General features: G+C 71.8%; 15 protein-coding genes. 8 read left to right on the forward strand and 7 right to left on the reverse strand.

All coding sequences use genetic code 11. The annotated features are described in order from the left end of the window. Positions 1–64 precede the first annotated feature (64 nt). The 3 genes from AB0I60_RS16030 to AB0I60_RS16040 are packed head-to-tail and all read right to left on the reverse strand — an operon-like array spanning position 65 to position 2,429. Entirely contained in the window at positions 65–874 is an 810-nt protein-coding gene (locus AB0I60_RS16030; RefSeq protein WP_360730266.1) for an ABC transporter permease, read from the reverse strand. 14 nt (positions 875–888) lie between these two features. Continuing rightward, positions 889–1,818 carry an ATP-binding cassette domain-containing protein gene (locus AB0I60_RS16035; RefSeq protein WP_360730269.1) on the reverse strand — a complete coding sequence of 310 codons (930 nt, stop codon included), beginning with the start codon at positions 1,816–1,818 and terminating at the stop codon, positions 889–891. Continuing rightward, complete coding sequence (locus tag AB0I60_RS16040) at positions 1,815–2,429, reverse strand: TetR/AcrR family transcriptional regulator (protein ID WP_360730272.1); 615 nt, start codon at positions 2,427–2,429, stop codon at positions 1,815–1,817. The genes AB0I60_RS16035 and AB0I60_RS16040 overlap by 4 nt, the downstream gene beginning before the upstream one ends. Before the next feature lie 163 nt (positions 2,430–2,592). Here AB0I60_RS16040 and AB0I60_RS16045 point away from each other — a divergent pair, with 163 nt between their 5' ends. The 8 genes from AB0I60_RS16045 to AB0I60_RS16080 all read left to right on the forward strand — a co-directional run bounded on the left by AB0I60_RS16045 (position 2,593) and on the right by AB0I60_RS16080 (position 18,429). Beyond that, entirely contained in the window at positions 2,593–3,309 is a 717-nt protein-coding gene (locus AB0I60_RS16045) for a single-stranded DNA-binding protein (RefSeq protein WP_360730274.1), read from the forward strand. A gap of 448 nt (positions 3,310–3,757) precedes the next feature. Further along, the gene (gene ettA / locus AB0I60_RS16050; RefSeq protein ID WP_360730276.1) at positions 3,758–5,434 is read left to right on the forward strand and encodes an energy-dependent translational throttle protein EttA; all 1,677 of its coding nucleotides are present in this window, start codon (positions 3,758–3,760) and stop codon (positions 5,432–5,434) included. 11 nt (positions 5,435–5,445) lie between these two features. Beyond that, the gene (locus AB0I60_RS16055; RefSeq protein ID WP_360730279.1) at positions 5,446–9,456 is read left to right on the forward strand and encodes a hypothetical protein; all 4,011 of its coding nucleotides are present in this window, start codon (positions 5,446–5,448) and stop codon (positions 9,454–9,456) included. Between the two features lie 205 nt (positions 9,457–9,661). Continuing rightward, positions 9,662–14,623: an NAD-glutamate dehydrogenase gene (locus AB0I60_RS16060; RefSeq protein ID WP_360730281.1), complete on the forward strand. Its 4,962-nt coding sequence runs from the start codon at positions 9,662–9,664 to the stop codon at positions 14,621–14,623. A gap of 178 nt (positions 14,624–14,801) precedes the next feature. Continuing rightward, entirely contained in the window at positions 14,802–16,370 is a 1,569-nt protein-coding gene (locus tag AB0I60_RS16065; protein ID WP_360730284.1) for a glycoside hydrolase family 13 protein, read from the forward strand. Positions 16,371–16,381: 11 nt separating this feature from the next. After that, positions 16,382–17,326 carry a crosslink repair DNA glycosylase YcaQ family protein gene (locus AB0I60_RS16070; RefSeq protein WP_360730285.1) on the forward strand — a complete coding sequence of 315 codons (945 nt, stop codon included), beginning with the start codon at positions 16,382–16,384 and terminating at the stop codon, positions 17,324–17,326. Between the two features lie 52 nt (positions 17,327–17,378). After that, entirely contained in the window at positions 17,379–17,810 is a 432-nt protein-coding gene (locus AB0I60_RS16075) for a thioesterase family protein (RefSeq protein ID WP_360730288.1), read from the forward strand. Continuing rightward, a complete protein-coding gene (locus AB0I60_RS16080) occupies positions 17,803–18,429 on the forward strand; it encodes a hypothetical protein (RefSeq protein ID WP_360730290.1) in 627 nt (208 codons plus the stop codon). The genes AB0I60_RS16075 and AB0I60_RS16080 overlap by 8 nt, the downstream gene beginning before the upstream one ends. Before the next feature lie 9 nt (positions 18,430–18,438). Here the strand turns inward: AB0I60_RS16080 and AB0I60_RS16085 are convergent, their stop codons facing one another. The 4 genes from AB0I60_RS16085 to AB0I60_RS16100 all read right to left on the reverse strand — a co-directional run bounded on the left by AB0I60_RS16085 (position 18,439) and on the right by AB0I60_RS16100 (position 24,139). Continuing rightward, the gene (locus AB0I60_RS16085; RefSeq protein WP_360730293.1) at positions 18,439–20,025 is read right to left on the reverse strand and encodes a glycoside hydrolase family 13 protein; all 1,587 of its coding nucleotides are present in this window, start codon (positions 20,023–20,025) and stop codon (positions 18,439–18,441) included. Positions 20,026–20,082: 57 nt separating this feature from the next. Further along, positions 20,083–20,466 carry a globin gene (locus tag AB0I60_RS16090; protein WP_360730296.1) on the reverse strand — a complete coding sequence of 128 codons (384 nt, stop codon included), beginning with the start codon at positions 20,464–20,466 and terminating at the stop codon, positions 20,083–20,085. 644 nt (positions 20,467–21,110) lie between these two features. Continuing rightward, the gene (locus AB0I60_RS16095) at positions 21,111–22,016 is read right to left on the reverse strand and encodes a mechanosensitive ion channel domain-containing protein (protein WP_360730298.1); all 906 of its coding nucleotides are present in this window, start codon (positions 22,014–22,016) and stop codon (positions 21,111–21,113) included. Positions 22,017–22,036: 20 nt separating this feature from the next. Next, positions 22,037–24,139: a prolyl oligopeptidase family serine peptidase gene (locus tag AB0I60_RS16100; protein ID WP_360730301.1), complete on the reverse strand. Its 2,103-nt coding sequence runs from the start codon at positions 24,137–24,139 to the stop codon at positions 22,037–22,039. Positions 24,140–24,291 lie beyond the last annotated feature (152 nt).

Below are 24,291 nucleotides of genomic sequence, written 5' to 3' on the forward strand. Positions count from 1 at the left end.
CAACGTCGAGGCGAGCACACCGACCCGTGTGCTCGCCTCGCGTCCGTTGATGCCGACGACCGCCCTAGAGGGGACGGCGGAACCCGCGCACCGCGAACACCCAGCCAACCGCCGCGAGCACCGCGCTCGTCCCCAGCGCCGCAACCACCCCGGACACCGGGTGCGACAGGGCCAGCGCCCGCGCCGCGTTCACGGCGTAGGTGAGCGGGTTGACGTTGGCGATCGCCTGGAGCCAGCCGGGCAGGCCGGCGACCGGCACGTACGCGCTGGAGGCGAACATCAGCGGGAACATCGCCAGGAAGCCCACGGTCTGCATCAGCTCGGCGTTGCGCAGCCAGGCGGCGACGGCCAGGAAGATCCAGCCGAGGCCCCAGCCGACGGCCAGCGACAGGGCCAGCGCCCCGGCCACGCCCGCGACGCCGCCGGCCGGCGAGAAGCCGAAGATGGTCACCGCGAACAGCAGCATCAGCACGAGCTGCGCGGCCGTGCGGGCCAGGTCGGACAGGCTGCGCGCGACCAGCACCGATCCCAGTTGGATGGGCAGCGACCGGAACCGGGCGAGCACCCCGTTCTTCATGTCGGTGACCAGGCCGACGCCCGCTTGGAGCGCGGACTGCATGGCGGTGTTCACCAGGATCGCGGGCATCAGGTAGTCGATGTAGGAGACCCCGGTGGGGAAGCCCGGCGTGTGGGCGATGCCGGCGAAGATCTGGCTGAACAGGGTGAGCATGATCAGCGGCTGGAGGACGCTGAACACCAGCATCCGGGGGTCGCTGACCAGCGTGCGCAGCGAGCGCTGGGTCAGCACGAGCACCTGGGTGGCGAAGTCGGTGCCGCGCCGGCGGGTGGGCGGCGCGGCGAGGGTGGCGGTCATCCGGGAACTCCTGTTCAGGCCGCGTGAGCCGCGAGGGTGAGGTAGACGTCGTCCAGGGTCGGTTCGCCCAGCGCCAGCTCGGTGGCCTCCAAGCCGACCTCGTCCAGCGCGCGGACGACGACGGCCAGCTCGCGGGACGACGTGATGGGTGCGGTGAGCGTGTTCAGCGAGGGGACCGGCTGCATCCCGGCGCGTTCCAGGGCGTGCTGCGCCCGGGGCAGGTCGGCGGCGTCGGCCAGGGTGACCGTGACGGTCCGCCGGCCCACCTGGGCCTTCAGCTCGGCGCTGGTGCCCGAGGCGACCACCTTGCCCTGCGAGAGCACCGTGATCGAGTCGGCGAGGCGGTCCGCCTCGTCCAGGTACTGGGTGGTGAGCAGGACCGTGGTGCCGTCGGTGACCAGGCCCTCCACGATCTCCCACAGCCCGAGCCGGCCGGCCGGGTCCAGGCCGGTGGTCGGCTCGTCCAGGAAGATCACCTCGGGGTGGCCGACCAGGCTCGCGGCCAGGTCGAGGCGTCGCCGCATACCGCCCGAGTAGGTCCGGGCGGGGCGCTTGGCGGCGTCGGCGAGGTCGAACAGCTCCAGCAGGTCGGTACCGCGCTGCCGGGCCTCCCGCGTGCTCGCGCCGAGCAGGCGGGCGATCAGGACCAGGTTGTCCAGGCCCGACAGGCTCTCGTCCACGGCGGCGAACTGGCCGGTCAGGCCGATTCGGCTGCGCACCTGGTGCGCCTCGCGGACCACGTCGAACCCGGCCACCGACGCGGTGCCGCGATCGGGCGGCAGCATGGTCGTCAGGACGTTGACGAGCGTGGTCTTGCCCGCGCCGTTGTGGCCGAGCAGGCCGAGCACCGTGCCCCTGGGCACGGCGACGCTCACCCCGTCCAAAGCCTTCTGCGCGCCGAACGCCTTCCCGACGTCCGACGCCTCGATCATCAGGTCGTTCACTGCTCCCCCTTCAGTACGCCGTGCAGGTACAGCTCGACGAGCTGTTCGGCGTCGGCGGTGGAGTCGCCGAAGCCGTCGCCCTGCATCCGGTTGGTGAACACCAGGCCCAGCAGCAGGCGCGCGGCCAGCTCTGGGGCGACGCGCATCCGGTGCGCGTCGGGCTCGAACAGGTCCGCGATGCCCGCCGAGATCTGCTGCATCTCGACCGGCGGGCCCTTGTGCTCGGCCTGCTTGCGGTGCGGGTCGTAGCCCGAGTCGCGCAGGACGCCCATCAGCTTCCACATCCGGTCCAGGTAGCCGGAGACCGCGCCGATCGCCCGGCTCAGCCGGTCGGCGAGTTGCTCGGCGCGGCGGGCCTCGGCGAGCAGGGCCAGTTCCCCGCCCACGGCGAGCACGGAGCGGACGCACGTGGCGATCAGCTCCTGCTTGTCCTTGAACGCCCGGAAGACCGTGCCCTCGGCGATGCCCGCCGCTCGGGCGATCTGGCTGGTGGTGACGTTCGCGCCGTGGTCGAACAGCAGGGGGAGGGTGGCGGCGACGATGGCTTCGCGGCGGTCCTCGACGCTCATCGCCGGGGCGCGCTTGCGGCGGTGGGTGGTGTCGTCCGGCATGGCACCAAGTTATGAGTGAGTCCTCACTCATGTCAAGGAGTGAGGACTCACTCATAATCTGTCCACAGCTCCAATCCGCTGTCCACAGATTGACGACTTGCCCTTTCCTCGCAGCTCCGAGCCCTGCACCCTGGACACCGGAGATCAACCACAGGAGGCGGAAATGGCGTACAACGACACCCGGATCACGGTCTGCGGGACCGTGGCGAGCAAGGTCGCCCACACGAAGGTCGGCACCGGGTTCAGCCGTGCCGGGTTCCGGGTGCACAGCCGGGAGCAGCGCTTCGACCCCGAGCGCCGGGACTGGAGCGCGGGGTCGGACATGTTCCTCATGGTCACCTGCTGGCGCGAGCTGGCCGACAACGTGCACGAGTCGCTCAGCCGGGGTGACCCGGTGGTGGTGCACGGCAAGGTGCGGATCAGGGAGTTCGACGACAACGGGCGGACCCGCCAGCTCGTCGACGTCGAGGCGCTGGCGGTGGGCCCCGACCTGGCGTCGTGCACCGCTCAGCCGGTCCGCCCCCGCGACGACGGCCCGGTGGTCGTGCCACCCCGCAGGGAGGACGAACTCCCGCTCGCCTTCGCCGGCGTGTCCCTCAACCGCCCCACGCCGCCCCGTCCCCACGCACCGCCCGAGCCCGGTCCGCCGAGCGCGGTGGAACCGCCCACCCCCGTGACCCTGCGGGGTCCCGCAGGGCCACCCGACCGTCCGGCTGACCCCGTACCCGACCGCCCGCCGGCCGGCCACGCTCCCGACCGCCCACCGGCTGATCACTGCCATCACGTCCCAGGCCGCCTACCGGCGGACGGCCGCTCCGCTCCCGACCGTCCGCCGGCCGACCGACTGTCGAACGCGGATCAGCCCCAGGAGGTGTCGTAGGCACGCCGTCCGGGAACCCGCACGACCGGGCGGTCCGGCCGCGTGATCCAGGCCGGTGGAGTAGCGGGGAGGCCACTTCCGGTGACGCAGAGGAGTGAGCAGGGGCAACCGAAGTGTGGTCCTGGGCCGTTCGGGGCATGAATGGTCGAAAACGGTCCGCGTGCGGACTCGGCACGGAGAATGCGCGTCGAGCATCGCCGTCACGAGCATCGAGGAGGGAGGTCGTGGGCAGCCGCCGGAGCGGTACCCGCGCAGGCATGAGGGCTTGACACCGCAACGAGTTCACGCATCCGGTCGGATTCCCTGGTCACAGCGTCGCGCCCGCCTCGCACCGACGCGCTGGGACAGGTGTGGGTGACCCACGTTCGCGTTAACTCCGCGTTGTCCCCACCGTCGTTGCCGGCGACCGAGGTACTTGCCCGATCGGCACCGCTCTACGATCGCGGGCATGGCCGAGTTCATCTACACCATGAAGAAGGTGCGCAAGGCGCACGGGGACAAGGTCATCCTCGATGACGTCACCATCTCGTTCTACCCCGGTGCCAAGATCGGCGTTGTCGGTCCGAACGGCGCCGGCAAGTCGAGCGTGCTGAAGATCATGGCCGGCCTGGACACGCCGGGCAACGGCGAGGCGTTCCTTGCGCCTGGTCACACGGTCGGCATCCTCCAGCAGGAACCGCCGCTCAACGAGGAGAAGACCGTCCTGGGCAACGTCCAGGAGGGTCTCGGCGAGATCAAGGTGAAGCTGGACCGCTTCAACGAGATCGCCGAGAAGATGGCCGTCGACTACTCCGACGAGCTGATGGAGGAGATGGGGCAGCTCCAGGAGGAGCTCGACCACGCGAACGCGTGGGACCTCGACTCCCAGCTGGAGCAGGCGATGGACGCCCTGCGCTGCCCCCCGCCCGACGCCGACGTCACCACCCTCTCCGGCGGCGAGCGCCGCCGGGTGGCCCTCTGCAAGCTGCTGCTCAGCAAGCCCGACCTGCTGCTCCTCGACGAGCCCACCAACCACCTGGACGCGGAGAGCGTCCTGTGGCTGGAGCAGCACCTCGCCCAGTACCCCGGTGCCGTCCTGGCGGTCACCCACGACCGGTACTTCCTGGACAACCTCGCCGAGTGGATCCTCGAACTCGACCGGGGCAAGGCGCACCCCTACGAGGGCAACTACTCCACCTACCTGGAGAAGAAGGCCGAACGCCTCGCGGTGCAGGGCAAGAAGGACCAGAAGCTCCAGAAGCGCCTCAAGGACGAGCTGGAGTGGGTCCGGTCCGGCGCCAAGGCCCGGCAGGCGAAGTCCAAGGCCCGCCTCGACCGCTACGAGGAGATGGCGACCGAGGCGGAGAAGACCCGCAAGCTCGACTTCGAGGAGATCCAGATCCCGCCGGGCCCGCGCCTGGGCAACGTCGTGGTCGAGGTCGACAAGCTCAAGAAGGGCTTCGGCGACCGGGTGCTGATCGACGGCCTGTCGTTCAGCCTGCCGCGCAACGGCATCGTCGGCGTGATCGGTCCGAACGGCGTCGGCAAGACGACCCTGTTCAAGACCATCGTCGGCCTGGAGCAGCCGGACGCCGGCACGGTGAAGGTGGGCGAGACGGTCAAGCTGTCCTACGTCGACCAGAACCGCGCGGGCATCGACCCGAAGAAGAACGTGTGGGAGGTCGTCTCCGGCGGCCTGGACTACATCCACGTCGGCAACGTCGAGATGCCGTCGCGGGCGTACGTCAGCGCGTTCGGCTTCAAGGGCCCGGACCAGCAGAAGCCCGCGGGCGTGCTGTCCGGCGGCGAGCGCAACCGGCTCAACCTGGCGCTCACCCTCAAGCAGGGCGGGAACCTGATCCTGCTCGACGAGCCGACGAACGACCTCGACGTCGAGACGCTCGGCTCGATGGAGAACGCCCTGGAGCAGTTCCCCGGCTGCGCCGTGGTCATCTCGCACGACCGGTGGTTCCTCGACCGCGTCGCCACGCACATCCTGGCGTGGGAGGGCACGGACGAGAACCCGTCGCAGTGGTACTGGTTCGAGGGCAACTTCGAGGGCTACGAGAAGAACAAGGTGGAGCGTCTGGGCGCGGAGGCCGCGAGGCCGCACCGCGTCACCTACCGCAAGCTCACACGAGACTGAGCAGCGACGTCGTGGCGGCGAGGGGCGAGGCGCAGGCGGACGCCGAGGTGAGCACGCTGGTCGTGTCCGCCTGGCGGCTGCGGTGGCGGGCACCGGAGTTGGCTCTGGTGCTGGGCGAGCGCGCGGTGGCGCTCGCCTCCGCCCGCCGCGACGAGGTCGACCGGTTGCGCGCGGAGTCCCTCCTGGTCTTCGCGAGCAACCGGATGGGCCGGGGCGTCAAGATCGCCGACCGGGCGATGGACGCCCTCAAGGCGGCCGAGGCGGAGGCGGAGCACGAGACGGCGTGGCGCTTGCGGGTGGAGCTGGCCGACAGCGCCAGGGCCGTCGGCGCACCCCTGACCGGGTTCGCCGCAGTCCGACCCGTCCTCGAAGCGCAGGGCGTCCCGGACGCCCTGCGCGCGTCGGCGCTCGTGCAGGCCAGCGAGTGCCTGGTCTCGGTGGGGCGCGGCAGCGCGCTCGCCGAGGCCCTGGCGGAGGCAGACCGGCTCTACTCGTCGGACCCGGTCCTGGACCACGACACCACCCTGCTGCTGCGCGGCCTGCTCCGCGCGGCGGCGGCCAGGCAACACCGGCGCTGGGGCGACCTGGACGCGGCGATCACGGCGGCCCGCGAAGGCGTCGACCTGCTCGACCGGTTGGAGGACCCGGCGTCCGACAGCGGCCAGGTGCGGGGCCGGCTCACCGTGGAGCTGGTCTGCGCGCTGATGGACGCGGGCAAGCCGGCCGAGGCGTCCGAGACCGGCACCCCGTTCCTGGACCGCCCGGTGCGCGCGCCGTCGGCGGCACCCGCCGGCTGGCTGAGGCTGGCCCTGGCAACCAGGGTCCACCTCCCCGCCGGCCGGGTCGACCAAGCCCGCGACATGCTCCGCGACGCGGCCGACAACGCCGAGCGACACCAGTTGGACACCCTGCTCGCGGAGAGCCTGCTGGCGCTCGCGCACGTGCACGAGGTGTCCGGCGACCTGACCGAGGCGCTGACGAACCTCCGGTCCGCGCACGCCGCCGAACGCCGGCGGGCCCGCGCGGTCTACGCCGTGCGCGCCAGGCTGGCCGCCGAGTTCGCCGGCGTGCACCGCCAGTCGACCGGTCAGCACGACCAGTTGGCGGCCCTGCTGCGCGAGAGCGGGACGACCACCGCGCCGACCGCTGCGGAGCCCAATCTCACCCCCGAGGTCAAGCAGCAGCTCCGCCAGTGGCGACCGGTGCAGGTCCACCGGGCCGAGGGCCTGCGCGTGAAGCGCTCCCGGCGCGCGGCCGAGGACATGACGGTGGAAGGCATCTCCGCCGCCCGAGCCCACGCAGCGGACCGCTGGCGCCTGGTCCAGCCCTTCGGCGACACCACGACCCCAGGCGACCAGCCACCGACCACGCCGCACCCCGAACGCGGCACCCCCGAACTCCCGTCGGCCCGCACCCCGGCCGACCACCCAGGCGGCAATCCCACTCGCACCCCAGCCGACACTCCGGTGACCGCCACCCCCGCTCTCCCGGTCATCCCTGCCATTCCCGCTGTGCCAGCCGTCCCGGTGACCCCTGCCGCCTCCGCCGCCCCGGCTGCCCACTCCGCGCCCGGCGCGGACGCCCCCACGGCCGCAGAAACGGCGGCGGAAGCCGCAGGTACCCCCGGAGGTCGCCGCCGAGCCCCCGACCAGCCGTCACCTTCCGCACGTCCGGAGGAGCCCACACCTCAAGCCTCCCCGACCGCTCCGGTACCCACGGCACCTCGGCCGACCCTGCCGACCCAACCCACGCCGCCCGCGCGCTCGACGTTCCCGCAGTCGTCGGACTTGGACGCAGCGGTCTTCGGACGTCCGGAGCACGCCAGGAGCGGCGAAGCCCGTCCGCTCCCCGCGCGCCCGCGCGAGCAGACCTACCTCGAACAGACCTACCTGGAACAGCACTTCCCGCCCCCGCCGGCCTTTCCTCCGCCGCACCACCCGCCGCTCGCTGCTGATGCAGTGGAGGTGCCGCACCCCGCTCCGGCGGACGTGCGTCCGCCTGCGGGGGAGGGGTTGGGGGAAGAGTCCCTGCCGGCATCCCTCCAGCCGGACTCGACGCCGGCCCCGGCCACTCAGTCCCCGGCCGATCACACTTCGGGCGATCAAGCTCCCGGCGATCAAGCCGTGGGCAATCCGAACCTGGGCAATCCGGCTCCGAGCAATCTGGCTCCGAGCAATCTGGCTGCGGCATTCCAGTCGGCGCACCCGGCAGCACCCGCGCCGGGTTCGGCAATCGAATCGCTCACCGCCTCGACCACGACCGCCTCGACCACGACTTCCTCGACCTCGACCACAGGACCGGCGGAATTCACCTCGCAACCCTCACCGGAGACTGCACCGGTCGGGGAAGCGGCGTCGGCTGCCGGTGACCGGAGCGTTTCCGCCGCCGGGTTGATCGCGGCGGCGGGTGCGGTGCGCAGTGGGCGTCGGCGGGCGGCCCGGGAAGCTGCGGGCGAAACCTCCGAAGACGCGGTCGAGCAGGTCGTCCTCCCGCAGGGTTCGGACGGTGGGAGCGTGCTGGAAACGCTCAAGGCCGCCGGTCTGCTCGACTCCCAGCGCGCCGGCGGTCGGCGACGCGCACCCGACACCGAGGACAGCAACGACCTGCGCGATGACGCGACCGGCCCGCGCGACGTCACGACCGACTCGCGCGACGACGAGTCGGACCCCGCTGCCCCACCACCCGACGCCGACAGCGCGAGTCGTACGGACCCCGACACCGTGTCGTGGCGGGTCGAAGCGCCCTCCCGGCTGCGGGACGAACTGCCGCACCGGACGCGGGACGAGGCGTACGCCAAGCTGCGGGACGAGGTTCCGTTCACCTCGCGGGACGAGGTGACGTCCATCGACATGTTCGACTCGCCGACGATGGTGCAGCCCGCGATCCGGGATGACGACGCGCCGCCGGTCGGCCTGGGCGCGGCGTTCGTGAAGGGGCCGGTGATCCCCACCGCCCGGGTGCCCGATCCGCCGGACTTCCCGGACGTCACGCAACCTGCGCCGTCCCACTCGCACCCCGGTCCGCACCCTCAGCCGCACCCCGGCCCGCATTCCCCTCCGCTCCCCGACCCGGTGCCGGACGTGCCCGAGCCGGACCAGGTGCCGCCGGTCCCGATCCCGGACCCGGTGCCTCAGCCCGAACCCCAGCCTCAGCCCCGGCCGGAGCCTGAGCCTGCGGTGACGCCGAACCCGACGCCGGAACCCCTGCCGACGTCGGAACCGAACCCGACGCCGGAACCGGCACCTCAAAGGCCGGAGCCGCAGTTGCCTCCGGAGCCGTCGCCGATCTCGTTGTGGCCTGCGGATTCCCCGGGGTCACCGCGCCCGCTCGGCTCGCCGGAGCCCTTGGGGCCTCCGGAGTTGTTGCCGTCTCCCGGCCCGTTCGACCTGGGCGGTGCCGCGCACTCCTGGGCCGTGACGGGATCGCCCTCGACGCCCAGGGTGGTCAGCCCCTCCGGCTTCCTCGGTCGCGCCGACGTGGAGGACGACGAGCCGATCGAGCCCCCCGTCGTCGAGCCGATCACTGCCGAACCCGCCACTGCCGAACCCGCCGTTGCCGAGTCGGCCCTTGTCGAGTCCCCTGCTGCGAAGTCCGCCGATGTGCAGAGTCCGATTACTCCGGGTGCCGAGTCGACTACCTCCGATCAGTCGACCTCGACTGCCGATTCGTCCACCGGCGAAGAATCCGGTGAAGAGCCGTTCGTCACATCTGTCATCGTCGGGGGGCGGTCGATCGAGTTGCCTTCGTTGGTCGAACCCCCCATTCCCCCCGAGTCGCCCAGTGCCGCGCGCGCTTCCCGCCGGCCCAAGAGCGACCTGAGCCTGGCCGAACTGCTCGCCGAAGCGCTGGTCGCCTACGAGGCCGGCCGGCGGGAGGACGAGGCGGCGCAAGCCGTCGTCGACGAGGCCGAACCCACCGTCCCGATCGTCCCGGTGGGTGCTCCGGAAACCGACGCGGAGACCACCGCGCCCATCCGCCGGGTGACCGGCGACGCACCTCGGTGGACGTTGCCCGAAAGCTGAGAAATGATTCGGGGTTTAAATCGGGTTTCCCGCAGGTGACAAAGGCGGGACGCCGAAAATGGCCCTGCCGTGGTGAATTTTCCACTTTCGGCGCAAGTGGCTCGATTCAGTGCCCAGGGTTGCTCCGACAGGGTGGCGCGCGTCTGGTTAAGTGGTGGCCGGACCCGGCACACAGAGGTGCCGGATAGCGTGGAGTCGCCTGAACATGACCTCGACTGGAGTCCCGTCCCGATCGGAGCTCGCCACCCGCCACGACGCCGGTGCCGGCCGCACGGCCAGTCCCGAACAAGCTCGTGACGAATTGATCGAACGGGCCGCCGCCAACGCCCCCGAACTGGCCGACCTGATCCGCCTGTACTACCGCCACGTCCCCGCCGAGGAAGTCAACGACGACGACCCGGTGGACCTGGTGGGGGCGGTCCGCTCGAACTACCAGCTCGCCGAGACCCGGGTGCCGGGCCGGCCGGTGGTGCGCATCCTGAACCCGACCCGCGTGCACGACGGCTGGACGTGTCCGGCGACCGTCGTGCAGGTGGTCACCGACGACATGCCCTACCTGGTCGACTCGGTCGCGTCCGAGCTGACCCGGGGCGGCGTGCAGGTGCAGCGGGTGGTCCACCCGATCGTCGTGGTCCGCCGCGACCCGGTGACCGGCGCGTTGAACGAGGTCCTGCCGACCGCCGACCCGGCGGACCCGCCGTCGGACGCGCTGGCCGAGTCGTGGATGTACATCGAGGTCGACCTGCTCACCGACCCGGACCGGGCACGGGAGCTGGAGACCAAGCTGCACACCGTCCTCAACGACGTCCGCGAGGTCGTCGAGGACACCCGCAAGATGACCGGCACGGCCCTCCAGCTCGCCGAGCGGCTCCAGTCCTCGCCGCCGCCGCTGGACGCGGCCGAGGTGGACGACGGCGCGCGGCTGCTGCGCTGGCTGGCCGACGACCACTTCACGTTCCTCGGCTACCGCCAGTACGAGCTGGTCCGCGACGACCCGGCGACCGGCGGCGAGCCCGCCCTGCGCGCGGTGCTGGCCAGCGGGCTGGGTGTGCTCAGACAGGACAGCCTCGCCGCGCGCAGCCTGACCGCCGGGCCGGACGCGGGCGCGCAGGCCCTCTCGCCCGAGCTGCTGGTGCTGACCCAGGCCAGCGCCCAGTCCAGCGTGCACCGCTCGGTCTACCCGTACTACGTCGGCGTCAAGACGTTCGACGCCGACGGGAACGTGGCCGGCGAGCACCGGTTCCTCGGCGTGTTCTCCACGACCGCCCTGCACGAGGACGTGCTCGACATCCCGGCCGTCGAGCGCCGGGTCCGGGACGTCATCCACCGCGCCGGCTTCCCGCTGCACTCCTACTCGGGGCAGCGGATGCTGGAGGTGATCCAGGACTACCCGCGCACCGAGCTGTTCTCGGTCGACGCCGAGACGCTCTACCAGAACGTCACCGGCGTGATCGCGCTGGCCGAGCGCCGCCGGCTGCGGCTGTTCCTGCGCCGCGACCCGTACGGCCGGTTCTTCTCGTGCCTGGTCTACCTGCCGCGCGACCGCTACACCACGACGTCGCGGCTGGCCATGCAGGAGGTGCTGATCGCCGAGCTGGGCGGTCTGAACCTGGAGTACAGCGCGCGCGTCGGCGAGTCGGCGCTGGCCCGCGTGCACTTCACCGTGCACACCGACCCGAGCCGGCAGGTCGAGGTCGAGCCGGACACCGTCTACGTGCAGCAGTTGCTGGCCGAGGCGGTCCGCTCGTGGGACGACCGCATGGTGGAGGCCGTCCTGGACGACGGCCAGGGCCTGGGCACCGAGTCCTCCTCCGAGCAGGGCCAGCGGTTCGCCGCCGCCTTCCCGGAGGCGTACAAGGAGGACTTCACCGCCGCGGAGGGCCTGGCGGACTTCCGCAGCATCGAAGCGCTGCCGCAGGGCGGCCTGGACATGCAGTTCTACGTGCCGCGCAACGCCGAGCCGGGCGAGCGCCGGTTCAAGCTGTTCCTCGCGGGCGAGCGGCTGACGCTGTCCGACGTGCTGCCGATGCTCCAGCGCATGGGCGTGGTCGTGGTCGACGAGCGGCCTTACGAACTCGTCCGCGACGACGGCACGGAGTGCTGGATCTACGACTTCGGCCTGCGCATCGACCAAGTGACGCTGGACAAGCTCACCCAGGACGACCTGGAGTCCGTGCGCACCCGCTTCCAGGACGCGTTCGCCGCCGCGTGGCGCGGTGAGGCCGAGGTGGACGGGTTCAACACCCTGGTCCTCAAGGCCGGCGTCTCCTGGCAGCAGGCCGCGATGCTGCGCGCCTACGCCAAGTACCTGCGCCAGGCGGGCACCCCGTACAGCCAGGACTACATCGAGGACGCCGTCCTCGGGCACACCGAGGTCGCCACGGCCCTGGTGCGGCTGTTCGAGGCGCGGTTCGACCCGGCGCTGGACGACCAGCAGCGCTCGTCCCGCACGGACGCGCTGGCCGGCGAGATCACCGCGCTCATCGACGACGTGACCAGCCTGGACGCGGACCGCATCCTGCGCAGCCTGCTCACGCTCGTGCAGGCCACGCTGCGCACGAACTACTTCGTCCGCGACGCCGAGGGCAACCCCCGCCCGTACCTGGCCGTGAAGCTGGACCCGCGCGCCATCCCGGAACTGCCGCAGCCCCGGCCGAGGTTCGAGATCTTCGTGTACTCGCCCCGGATCGAGGGCGTGCACCTGCGGTTCGGGCCGGTGGCGCGCGGCGGGCTGCGCTGGTCCGACCGCCGCGAGGACTTCCGCACCGAGATCCTGGGCCTGGTCAAGGCGCAGGCGGTGAAGAACGCGGTGATCGTGCCGGTGGGCGCCAAGGGCGGCTTCGTGCTGAAGAAGCCGCCGACGCCGACCGGTGACCCGGGCCTGGACCGCGAGGCGTTCCTCGCCGAGGGCATCGCCTGCTACCGGCAGTTCATCTCGGGCCTGCTGGACCTGACCGACAACCTGGACTCCGGCACGGTCGTCCCCGCCCCGCAGGTGGTGCGGCACGACGGTGACGACAGCTACCTGGTGGTCGCGGCGGACAAGGGCACGGCGTCGTTCTCCGACATCGCCAACGAGGTGTCCAAGTCCTACGGGTTCTGGCTGGGCGACGCGTTCGCGTCCGGCGGTTCGGTCGGCTACGACCACAAGGCCATGGGCATCACGGCCAAGGGCGCGTGGGAGAGCGTTAAGCGGCACTTCCGGGAGCTGGGCACCGACACCCAGACCGAGGAGTTCACCGTGGTCGGCGTCGGCGACATGTCCGGCGACGTGTTCGGCAACGGCATGTTGCTCTCCGAGCACATCCGGCTGGTGGCGGCGTTCGACCACCGGCACATCTTCATCGACCCGGACCCGACCGCCGCGGCGTCGTTCGCCGAGCGCAAGCGGCTGTTCGAGCTGCCGCGCTCGTCGTGGGACGACTACGACCGCGCGCTGATCAGCGCGGGCGGCGGGGTGTGGCCGAGGTCGGCGAAGTCGATCCCGGTCAGCCCGCAGGCGCGCGAGGCCCTGGGCCTGCCCGAGGGAGTGGCGAAGCTGTCGCCGCAGGAGCTGATGAAGGCCGTGCTGCTCGCGCCGGTCGACCTGCTGTGGAACGGCGGCATCGGCACGTACGTGAAGGCGGGCGTCGAGTCGCACGGCGAGGTCGGCGACAAGGCCAACGACGCCATCCGGGTCAACGGCGCGGACCTGCGGGTCAAGGTGGTCGGCGAGGGCGGCAACCTGGGCCTGACCCAGCGCGGCCGGATCGAGTTCGCGCGCACCGGCGGCAAGGTCAACACCGACGCGCTGGACAACTCGGCGGGCGTGGACTGCTCCGACCACGAGGTCAACATCAAGATCCTGCTCGACCAGCTCGTCCGGGACGGCAAGCTCGACCAGGACCAGCGCACCGAGCTGCTGGGCCAGATGACCGACGAGGTCGGCGAGCTGGTGCTGGCCGACAACTACTCGCAGAACTCGGTGCTGGGCGTGTCGCGCGCCCACGCCGCGCCGATGCTCTCGGTGCACGCCCGGCTGGTCGCGGACCTGGAGCAGCGCGGTGTGCTGGACCGGGCGCTGGAGGCGCTGCCCAGCGCCGCCGAGTTCAAGGCGCTGGAGAAGGCCGGCGACGGCCTGACCTCGCCGGAGCTGGCGACGCTGCTGGCGCACGTGAAGCTGGCGCTGAAGGAGGAGGTGCTGGCGGGCGACCTGCCGACCATCGACGTGATGGCGCGCAAGCTGCCCGACTACTTCCCCAGCGAGCTGCGCGACCGGTTCGCCGAGTCGATCGCCGACCACCCGCTGTCCCGCGAGATCATCACCACGGTGCTGGTCAACGAGGTCGTGGACGGCGGCGGCGTGTCGTACGCGTTCCGGCTGGCCGAGGAGATCAGCGCGTCGGCCACGGACGCCGTGCGGGCGTACACGATCGTCACCGCGATCTACGACCTGCCGTCGCTGTGGCGCGACATCCGCGCGCTGGACAACGTGATCCCGACCGACGTGCAGGACGACATGGTCCTGGAGACCCGTCGCCTGCTCGACCGCGCCTCGCGGTGGCTGCTGACCAACCGCCCGCAGCCGCTGGCGGTCGGCTCGACCATCAGCCGGTTCGCGGGCGTGGTGGCCGACCTCGCGCCGCAGGCCCTGGACCTGTTGCAGGGCCGGGAGAAGGAGTCGGTGGTCGCGCACGTGGAGCGGCTGGTCGAGGCCGGCGTGCCGGTGGAGCTGGCGCGGCGGATCGCGGTGCTGCTGTTCGGCTACGGCCTGCTCGACGTCACGGAGGTCGCGGAGCTGGCCGAGCGCGAGGAGGGCCACGGCGCGGGCTTGGAGCGCACGCACGTGGAGACCGCCGAGCTGTACTTCGCGCTGTCGGAGCACCTGGACGTGGACCGGATGCTCAGCTCGGTCAGCGGCCTGGAGCGCGGCAACCGCTGGCACGCCCTGGCCCGCCTGGCGCTGCGCGACGACTTCTACTCGTCGCTGCGCTCGATCACGATCGACGTGCTGCGGTCCAGCGACCCGGGTGACCCGGCGGTGGACAAGATCGCGGCGTGGGAGCAGGCGAACGCCTCCCGCCTCGGCCGGGCCCGCGCGGCCCTCGCCGAGATCAACCGGGTGAACCGGCTGGACCTGGCGACCCTCTCGGTGGCCGCCCGCCAGATCCGCAGCCTGATCCGCTGAAGCCGGGGGCCGGGCCTCCCACGAGGCCCGGCCCCCTCCTCACCGCCACCCTGCAAATCTTTGCACCCTCGCAAACCGGCTCACGTGCGCCACGACACGCGCACGGCCACACTTGCTGAAAACTCTTGCAAAGTATTTCATGGCGTCCGCACCCGGCCCCCGGAAGGACGGACACCCCATGAGCCAGGACTGGTGGCGCGACGCCGTCATCTACCAGGTCTACGTGCGCAGCTTCGCCGACTCGGACGGCGACGGCACCGGCGACCTGCCCGGCATCCGCTCCCGCCTGCCGCACCTCGCCGACCTCGGCGTGGACGCCGTGTGGATCACGCCCTTCTACACCTCGCCGATGGCAGACGGCGGCTACGACGTGGCCGACTACCGCGCGGTCGACCCGCTGTTCGGCACGCTGGACGACGCCCGCGCCCTGGTCGCCGACGCGCACGCCCTCGGCCTGCGGGTGATCGTGGACGTGGTGCCCAACCACACCTCCTCCGCCCACGAGTGGTTCCGCCAGGCGCTGGCCGCCGCCCCCGGCTCCCCGGAACGCGCCCGCTACCACTTCCGCGACGGCCGGGGCGACCAGCCGCCCAACGACTGGGAGTCGGTGTTCGGCGGCCCGGCGTGGACCCGCGTCCCGGACGGCCAGTGGTACCTGCACCTGTTCGCGCCCGAGCAGCCCGACCTGGACTGGGACCGCGCCGAGGTGCGGGAGGAGTTCCTCGACGTGCTGCGGTTCTGGCTCGACCTCGGCGTGGACGGGTTCCGGGTGGACGTCGCGCACGGCATGGTCAAGGCCGACGGCCTGCCCGACGTGGGCCGCACCGGCCAGCTCAGCCTGCTCGGCACCGAGCCGCTGCCGTTCTTCGACCAGGACGGCGTGCACGAGATCTACCGCGACTGGCGCAAGGTCCTCGACTCGTTCCCCGGCCGGCGGATCGGCGTCGCCGAGGCGTGGACGCCCAGCCCCGAGCGCACCGCCCGCTACCTGCGCGCCGACGAGCTGCACCAGGCGTTCAACTTCCACTACCTCACCACCGCGTGGGACGCCGACGCCCTGCGGACCGTCATCGACGACTCGCTGGCCGCCATGCGCCCCGTGCAGGCCCCGACCACGTGGGTGCTGTCCAACCACGACGTGCAGCGGCACGTCACCCGCTACGGCAGCGAGGACCGCGCCCGCGCCGCCGCGCTGCTGATGCTCGCACTGCCCGGCTCGGCCTACGTCTACCAGGGCGAGGAGCTGGGCCTGCCGGAGGTCCTGGACCTGCCCGACGACGTCCTCCAGGACCCGGTGTGGGAGCGCTCAGGCCACACCGACCGGGGCCGCGACGGCTGTCGGGTGCCCCTCCCGTGGACGGTGGACGGCCCGTCGTTCGGCTTCGGCGACGCCGCGCCCTGGCTGCCCCAACCCGCCGACTGGGGCGGCCGGAGCGTGCAGGCCCAGCAGGACGACCCCACGTCGGTGCTGGAGCTCTACCGGGCCGCGCTGCGCATCCGCCGCGAGCACCCCGACCTCGGCGCCGGCAGCGCGGTCGACTGGCTCCCGGCACCGCGCGGCGTGCTCCGGTTCCGGCGGGGCCGCTTCACCTGCACGGTCAACCTCGGCCCGGAAAGCGCCACCGTCCCGACCACCGGCGACGTACTGCTCACCTCCAACACCACCGCAGCGAAGTCGACCACCCTCGCCGCTCCGCACACCACCGTCGTCCCTCCGGACACCGCCCTCTGGGAGTCCCGGCCGTAAAGTCACCCGATGTGGCAGCACGGCCGAACGACATCGCCGACACGTTGGCCCGCCGGATGCGCTCCCAACGCCTGTCGCGCCCCGCGAACGACATCACCGAGCTGCTGGGCTCGGTGTTCGCGCTGCAAGCGCAGGACGTCCCGGCCCTGCGGCTGGCCGCCCACGCCCGGGGCGTGGCCTCCCTCGACGGCCCGGTCGTGCGCACCTGGGCCATGCGCGGCACGCTGCACCTGATCGCCAAGGACGACCTGTGGGTGGTCGACCTGCTCAAGCCGTCGATCCTCGCGGCCACCCGGAACCGCCGGAACCAGCTCGGCCTCACCGACGACTTCTGCCGGCGCGGGGTGAGCGCGCTGATCGAGGTCCTGACCGAACCCCTGGCCAGGCCCGAGATCGTCACCCGCCTGGCCGAGGTCGGCGTCCCGCTCGACCCCGGGTCGCAGGCCCCGGCGCACCTGCTCCTGTACGCGGCCGTGTCCAGCGTGCTCACCAGGACCCTGGACGACAAGTACGAGCTGCTCGACGACGTCCCGTGGCGGTACGAGACCGTCGAAGACCTGTGGCGGCGCTACCAGCGCGCCTACGGTCCCGCCACGCCCGCCGACTTCGCCGTGTGGAGCGGGTTGCCCAAGCGCGAGCTGCGCGACCTGCCGGACGTCCCCGCCGAACGCGCCGAACCCGACGGCACCGTCCGGATGCTGGGCCACTTCGACCCCTACCTGCTCGGCTACAAGGACCGCTCGCTCGCCCTGGACCCCGGGTCCGCCCCGCGCGTCCAGACCGGCGGCGGGTTCCTCACCCCGCACGTCGTGGTCGACGGCGAGGTCGTCGCCACCTGGCGCAAGACCCCGACCGGCTTCGCGGTGCGCCCCTTCGCCGACCGCTTCGACCTGCGGGACGAGCCCGAACGAGTGGCCGCCTTCACCGGAACGGGTGCCGACTTAACGTGGGAGTAGCACGCGGATAAGGTCAACGCCACCGGAAGCTACTGCAGGAGGCGCGTTCAAGTTGGGTGTGTTCGTCACGGGTGTGCGTCCGCGCTGGTCGGATATGGACGCGTTCGGCCACGTCAACCACGCCAACACGGTGACCCTGCTGGAGGAGGCCCGCATCGACCTCCTGTTCACCGAGGCGGCCCGGCACGGCGTGCCGGAGATGGCGCACGGCGTCGTGGTGGCCCGCCTGACCGTGGACTACCTGACCCCGCTGGTGTTCACCGGTGACGAGATCGTGGTCGAGATGTCCGTGCGGGAACTCAAGTCGGCCTCCTTCACGTTGGACTACTCGGTGCGCAACGGGCGGCGGGAGGGGAGCCCCGTGGTGACCACGGCGGAGACCCTGATGGTGCCCTACAACCTGACGGCCGGACGTCCGCGCCGTCTCCTCGAAGCCGAACGCGACTTCCTCGCGGGCTGGCGTGCCGGAGGTAACGGTGCCTGAGCTGCTGCTCGCCGACCCCGCGGAGCGGGACGACCTGGGCGCGTTCGTCGCCCGCGCGGTCCGGCTGGACGCGCAGAGCGTCGTCCGCCTGCGCAACCGCCCGAACGGCGACCACCTGGACGCCTGGGTGGCCACCCCGTTCGACGCCCTGGCGACCAGGACCGTGGCCGGCCGCGTCACCCCGGCGGACGTCACGGTGTCCGGAAGCGACCTGCTCACCGGCTTGGCCGTGGTGCGCAGCGAGGCGGTCGACCCGGGCCCCGCCCGCGACCTGATGTGGCGCTCGGCCCTGCCCCCGGTGGACGGCTGGCTGCCCGTCGACCGCCTGCCCGGGGCCGTCGTCTCCGAACTGGCGGAGCAGGGCGTCGCCGTGGCCCGCGAGAACAGCGGCCCGCACGGCACCCCGCCCGCCTCGCTGCTCGACCAGACGGTCCTCACGGTCAGCGGCTCGGGCCTGGACGTGAAGGTCCCGCTGCGCTGCCTGTTCGCCCTGTCCGGCATGGGCTTCCTGGGCGGCGACGACGTCCGCGTCACCGCCACCGACTCGTGGCTGCGCATCGACGCCCGCTTCGGCGCGGTGGTGCGCCGCCGCCACTCGATGCTCCCGCTGCTCGTCTAGAGCCGCACCTCACACCAGCCAGACCGCAGTGTCCGGCGGCAACTGGCTGCCGTCCATGGGCCCGCTGGAGAGCAGCACCTCGCCCGGCGGCAGCGGCACCGGCCCACCCGACGTGTTCAGGGCGCAGATCAGACCGCCGCCCTTGCGCCGGAACGCGAAGCACCCGGCCGGTGCCCCGTACCACTCCACCTCGTCGCCTGAGATCGACGCGTGCGACTTGCGCAGCTCCACCGCGTGCCGGTAGAGCGAGAGCATCGATTCCGGGTCTTCGAGCTGGGACTCGACCGTCAGCCCCGCCCACTCGTTCGGCTGCGGCAGCCACGTGGACACGCCCTGCGAGAAGCCGAACGGCGGCGTGTCGCCCTCCCACGGCAACGGGACGCGGCACCCGTCCCGCCCGCGCTCGGTCTGGCCGGAACGCCGCCACATCGGGTCCTGGAGCGCCCAGTCCGGCAGTTCCACGTTCGGCAGGCCCAGCTCTTCGCCGTTGTACAGGTACACCACGCCCGGCAGGGCGAGCTGCACCAGCGCCATGGCCCGCGCGCGCTTCACTCCCAACGCACCGCCGCCGTACCGCGTCACGTGCCGCACCACGTCGTGGTTGGACAGCGTCCACGTCGGCGGCGTGCCGTGCGGCGCGACAGCGGCGAGCGAGTGGTCGATCGCCATCCGCACCGCGTCGGCGTCGAACGGGGCCTCCACCAGTCGGAAGTTGAACCCCAGGTGGAGTTCGTCGGGCCGGACGTACCGGGCGAAGCGCTCGTCGTCCTTCACCCAGATCTCGCCCACGGCCATCCGGCCCGGGTACTCGTCGACGACCTTGCGGATCATCCGGTGCACGTCGTGCACGCCGTCGTTGTCGAACCGGGGGTCCTCCGGCACCACACCCGACACCTGCACGACGCGCGGGTCCATGTCCGGCAGACCCGGCGGCTTGGCGATCCCGTTCGCCACGTCGATGCGGAAGCCGTCCACCCCCCGGTCCAGCCAGAACCGCAACGTCCGCGCCAGGTCCGCCGGCACGTCCGGGTTGTCCCAGTCCAGGTCGGGCTGCTCGGGCGCGAACAGGTGCAGGTACCACTGGCCGTCGGCCACCCGCGTCCACGCCGGCCCGCCGAACGCGCTGGTCCAGTTGTTCGGCGGCTGCGACCCGTCGAACCCCTGCCCGTCCCGGAAGAAGTACCGGTCACGCTCCGCGCTGCCCGGCGCGGACCGCAACGCCGCCTGGAACCAGGCGTGCCGGTCGCTGGTGTGGTTCGGGACGAGGTCGACGGTCACCCGGATGTTGTGCTGGTGGGCCTCCGCGACGAGCCGGTCGAACGCGGCCAGGTCGCCGAACAGCGGGTCCACGTCACGCGGGTCGGCCACGTCGTAGCCGTGGTCTGCCATCGGCGAGGTGTAGAACGGCGTCAACCACAGCGCGTCGACGCCGAGCAGTTCGAGGTAGCCGAGCCGGGACCTGATGCCCTCCAGGTCGCCGACCCCGTCTCCGTCAGAGTCGGCGAACGACCTGACGTAGACCTGGTAGAAGACGGCGTCACGCCACCAGGCGGACTCGTCGGCGATCTCTGGTTGGAGGTCGGAGGATCGTCGCACGAGATGTCATCCTGCCACCCGCGCCACCGAACCCGCCCCCGTTCGGGTGATCAACAATCACACCCAGGCGTTCATGAGGCTGTTCGCGGCCATCTCCAGGTACACCCAAAGCTGGTCACGCTGTTCGGGCGTGATATCCGCCTCGTCCACGGCGACGCGCATGCAGCGCAACCACGCGTCCCGCTCGATGGGACCGATGACGAACGGTGCGTGACGCATCCGCAGCCGAGGGTGGCCGCGCTGGTCGGAGTAGGTGCGGGGCCCACCCCAGTACTGCACGAGGAACAACCGGAACCGCTCCTCGGCGGGCCCGAGGTCCTCCTCGGGGTAGAGGGGCCGCAACACCGGATCGTCGGCGACGAGCTCGTAGAACCGCGCGACGATCTTGTGAAACGTCTCGTACCCACCCACCGCTTCGTAGAAGTTCTCCGTGCTGCTCACACCCCCATCCTGCCACTGTTGAGAACCGGCGGGGCCACACCGACCAACACACACCCCACCCCCAGAGTCGTGTCATCCCCGTGTGGCCCGCGCGCCACCGAACCGCGCTTGGCTGGGCAGTGCAAGCACGCCCTTCGCTTGCACTGCCCAGCCAAGCGCGGTTGTCTCCCGACCGGGCCACACGGGGATGACACGACGACCACCGCAGTTGTCATCCTTGGCGGCTCGCCCGTCCGGCGAGGACTCTCTTTCTTTCCTCGCCGCGCAAGTACCCAACGCCACCGCTCGCCGCGCCACTTCACGCCACCCGGCTCAAACCCCAGCTCAGCGCCCTGCGGGCGCGGCCTCCGGCCCCCAACACCATTATCCCACCGCACACCGACGAAACACCCGCGCCAACCCGCCGCCCGCACGCCAACCGCCGCCCGTGCCAACCCGCCGCCCGCACGCCAACCGCCGCCCGTGCCAACCCGCCGCCCGCACGCCAACCGCCGCCCGTGCCAACCGCCGCCGCGCCCGCGCCCGCGATGTCGCGCATACGCTCCGCGTCAGCCGCCATGTGCCAGCCACCGCATGACGGCGACCCCTGGCCACCGCCGACCGCCCGCGCGCCAAACGCCAGCGGCCCGCGCCACACACCTCCATCAAGCCTTCAGCGAGATCCCGGAATCCTCCAACGCCGGCATCAGCTTCGCCCTCAACGCGCGCTGCACGGCCCACTGGCGTCCCGGTCGGACCTTCACCGTCACCCTCATCGTGATGCCCTCGGGCGTCACCTTCTCCACGCCCAGCACCTGGGCCTTGTCGATGACGTCCTTCTCCAGCGACTCCTCGGCCACCGCGGCCTCCGCCGCCGCCGTCAGGACCTCCGTCGCCGACGCCAGGTTCGCCCCGTACGCCAGGGGCAGGTCGACCACCGCCACGGCGAAGCCCTGCGAGGAGTTGCCCACCCGCAGGATCTCACCGTTGCGGACGTACCAGACCGTGCCGTTGGTGTCGCGGATCGTGGTGATGCGCAGGCCCACCGACTCGACCGTCCCGGTCGCCGGGCCGAGGTCCACCACGTCGCCCACGCCGTACTGGTCCTCCAGCATCATGAACATGCCGGACAGGAAGTCCTTGACCAGGTTCTGCGCGCCGAAGCCGACCGCGACGCCGAGGATGCCGGCGGAGGTCAGGATCGGTGCCGGGTCCATGCCGAGTTCGGTCAGGACCTGGATGAACGCGATGCCGAACACCACGATCGTGGTGACCGACTTGAGGACCGAGCCGATGGTCTTCGCGCGCTGCTCGCGCCGCTCGGACACCAGGACGCCCAGCGCCTGGGGCGCGCGCTCCCGCAGTGGCCGCAGCAGCTTGGGCTTGCGCTCCTCGGACGAGCTCCTGGTCAGCCGGTCGATCAGCCGGCGCAGCAGGAACCGGAGCACGACGGCGATCAGCACCGTCAACGCGATGCGCAGCGCGCCCTCGGCGATCTTGGGCCCGTTGGCCACCCACCAATCGACCGCGAGCGTCGACTCCACGTCCATCGACCGCGTCGGCTCCACCATCACCGATCCGTTCCTCCTCGCTAGACGAACTCCAGCCCGGTCGCGCCGGCCAGGAAGGTCAACTGGTCCACGGCCAGCCCCACCGATCGGCTCACCGACCGTCCCGCGTGCCCCACCTCGGTCTCCCGGCGCAGCAGCACGGGGTGCTTGGTCGGATCGCTCGCCGTCGCGTGCTGCAGCGCGGCGCACATCTTGCGGGCGTGGTTGGGATCCACGCGGCTGTCCGACTCGAACACCGTGAACAGCACCGAAGGGTACTCAACGCCGGGCCGCACCCGGTGGTACGGGGAGTAGGACAGCAGCCAGGCGAGCTCCTCGGGCACCGCCGCGCTGCCGTACTCCTCCGCCCACAGCCGCCCGAGCAGGAAGTTCTCGTACCGCACCATGTCCAGCAGTGGCGCCGAGCACACCACGGCCCGGTACAGCTCCGGTTTCTGGGTCAGCGCCGCGCCGACGAGCAGGCCGCCGTTCGACCCGCCCATGATCGACAGCTGCTGGGGCGTGGTCCAGCCGTCCGCGACCAGCCGCTCCGCCGCCGCGTGGAAGTCGTCGAACACGTTCTGCTTGTGCTCGCGCATCCCCGCCCGGTGCCACTGCTCGCCCTCCTCGTCGCCGCCGCGCAGCGACGCGTGCACCCACACCCCGCCGGCCTCGACCCACGCGAGCGCGGTGGCGCTGTACCCGGGTCCGCGGCCGACCGCGAAACCGCCGTACCCGGTCAGCAGCGCGGGCCGGGGCAGGTCGGGGTGCTGCTCGCCGGACACCACGAACATCCGGACCGCCGTGCCGTCCGCCGACTCGTAGGTGACCTGCTGCGTCGTCACCTCCGGCAGCACGGCGGTGCCGGGCGCGGGGGCGTGCAGCGAGGTCTCCCCGCGCGACAGCGAGAACCGGTACACCGACAGCGGCGTCACGAAGTCGGAGAACCCGAACCACAGGACGTCCCGGTCGCGGTCCGTCGCGCTGTCCACTGTGGACCAGCCGTGCAGCGAGCCGGTGCCGGGCAGCGGGACCTCGCCGAGGTGCTCGCCCGTGGACGGGTCGTGCAGGTGCAGTTCGGACACCGCGTGCCGGGTGCGCAGCACCACGAGCGTGCCGTCCAGCCACGTCGCGCCGTCCAGCACCGAGTCGGGCTGCTCCGCCACCAGCTCGGTCCACCCGGCCGGCTCGCCCGGGTCGGCGGGGTCCGTCGCGCACAGCCGGAAGCGCGGGGCGTCCACACTGGTCCGCAGGAACAGCCGGCCCTCCTCGACCCACGCCGAGCACTGCGCGCCCGCGTCGGCCAGGATCACCGGGCGCAGCTCGCCTGTCCCGTGCAGGTCCGCGATCCACACCGAGTCGCGGCGCACCGTGCCGGGCGCACCGCTCACGACCAGCCACCGACCGTCGTCGGTGACCGACAGCCCGTAGTAGTAGGTGTGGTCCAGCCCGTCGCCGTGCACGTTCACGTCCGTCGCCGGGTCGGTGCCGACGCGGTGCCGCCACACGCGCCGGTGGAACTGCCGCTCGTCCTCGGGCACCAGTTCGGGGTCGACGCGCCGCACGTAGAAGAACTCCTCGCCGCCCGGCAGCCAGCCGACGGGGGAGTACCGGCACCGGTCGATGGGGCCCTCCACCAGCTCGCCGGTGGCGACGTCGAGCACGTGCAGCAGGGAGTGCTCGTCACCGCCCACCGACACCTGGTAGGCGAGCCGGTCGCCTTCCACGGAGGGTGACCACCGGTCCAACGTGGTCCGCCCGGACGGGTCGAGTTCGGTGACGTCGAGCAACGCCCGCTCGGTGCCGTCCTCCAGCACGTAGAGCACCGGGAAGTCCTGCTCGGGTCCTCGGCGCGTGTAGAACGCCCGGCCCGCGCGCCACACGGGCGTGCCCACGGAGCCGGTGCGCATCAGCTCGGTCAGCCGCTCGCCGAGCGCGGCACGTCCGGGCAGCGCGTCGAGCCACGACCGGGTGAGCGCGTCCTGGCCGGCGGCCCACTCGGTGGTGCGCGGGTCGGCGGGGTCCTCCAGCCAGCGGTACGGGTCGGCCACCGGGTGTCCGTGCAGGTGCTCGACCAGGTCGAGGCGTTCGGCGGCCGGGTAGGCGATCGTCGCAGGCGGGGTGGTGGGAGATGGGTCCGTCACCTCGCCGAGCGTAGCGGGGAAACTGAAAACCATGTCCGATAGGGGCTGGTTCACCGAAGTTTCGACCCGAGGCCCGGGACGCGTCACATATCACGCGTGATTTTTGGGGGTGATCTGTGGTCTGCTAGGGCTGAACCGGTGGAGGTGGTCGC

Source organism: Actinosynnema sp. NPDC050436 (assembly GCF_040655415.1).
GTDB lineage: Bacteria > Actinomycetota > Actinomycetes > Mycobacteriales > Pseudonocardiaceae > Actinosynnema.

Excerpts from the sequence above, each read along its gene's own strand:
- ettA (WP_360730276.1), top strand. The coding sequence starts at position 3,758 with ATGGCCGAGTTCATCTACACCATGAAGAAGGTGCGCAAGGCGCACGGG.
- AB0I60_RS16060 (WP_360730281.1), top strand. The coding sequence starts at position 9,662 with ATGACCTCGACTGGAGTCCCGTCCCGATCGGAGCTCGCCACCCGCCAC.
- AB0I60_RS16040 (WP_360730272.1), bottom strand. The coding sequence starts at position 2,429 with ATGCCGGACGACACCACCCACCGCCGCAAGCGCGCCCCGGCGATGAGC.
- AB0I60_RS16030 (WP_360730266.1), bottom strand. The coding sequence starts at position 874 with ATGACCGCCACCCTCGCCGCGCCGCCCACCCGCCGGCGCGGCACCGAC.
- AB0I60_RS16095 (WP_360730298.1), bottom strand. The coding sequence starts at position 22,016 with ATGGTGGAGCCGACGCGGTCGATGGACGTGGAGTCGACGCTCGCGGTC.
- AB0I60_RS16065 (WP_360730284.1), top strand. The coding sequence starts at position 14,802 with ATGAGCCAGGACTGGTGGCGCGACGCCGTCATCTACCAGGTCTACGTG.
- AB0I60_RS16045 (WP_360730274.1), top strand. The coding sequence starts at position 2,593 with ATGGCGTACAACGACACCCGGATCACGGTCTGCGGGACCGTGGCGAGC.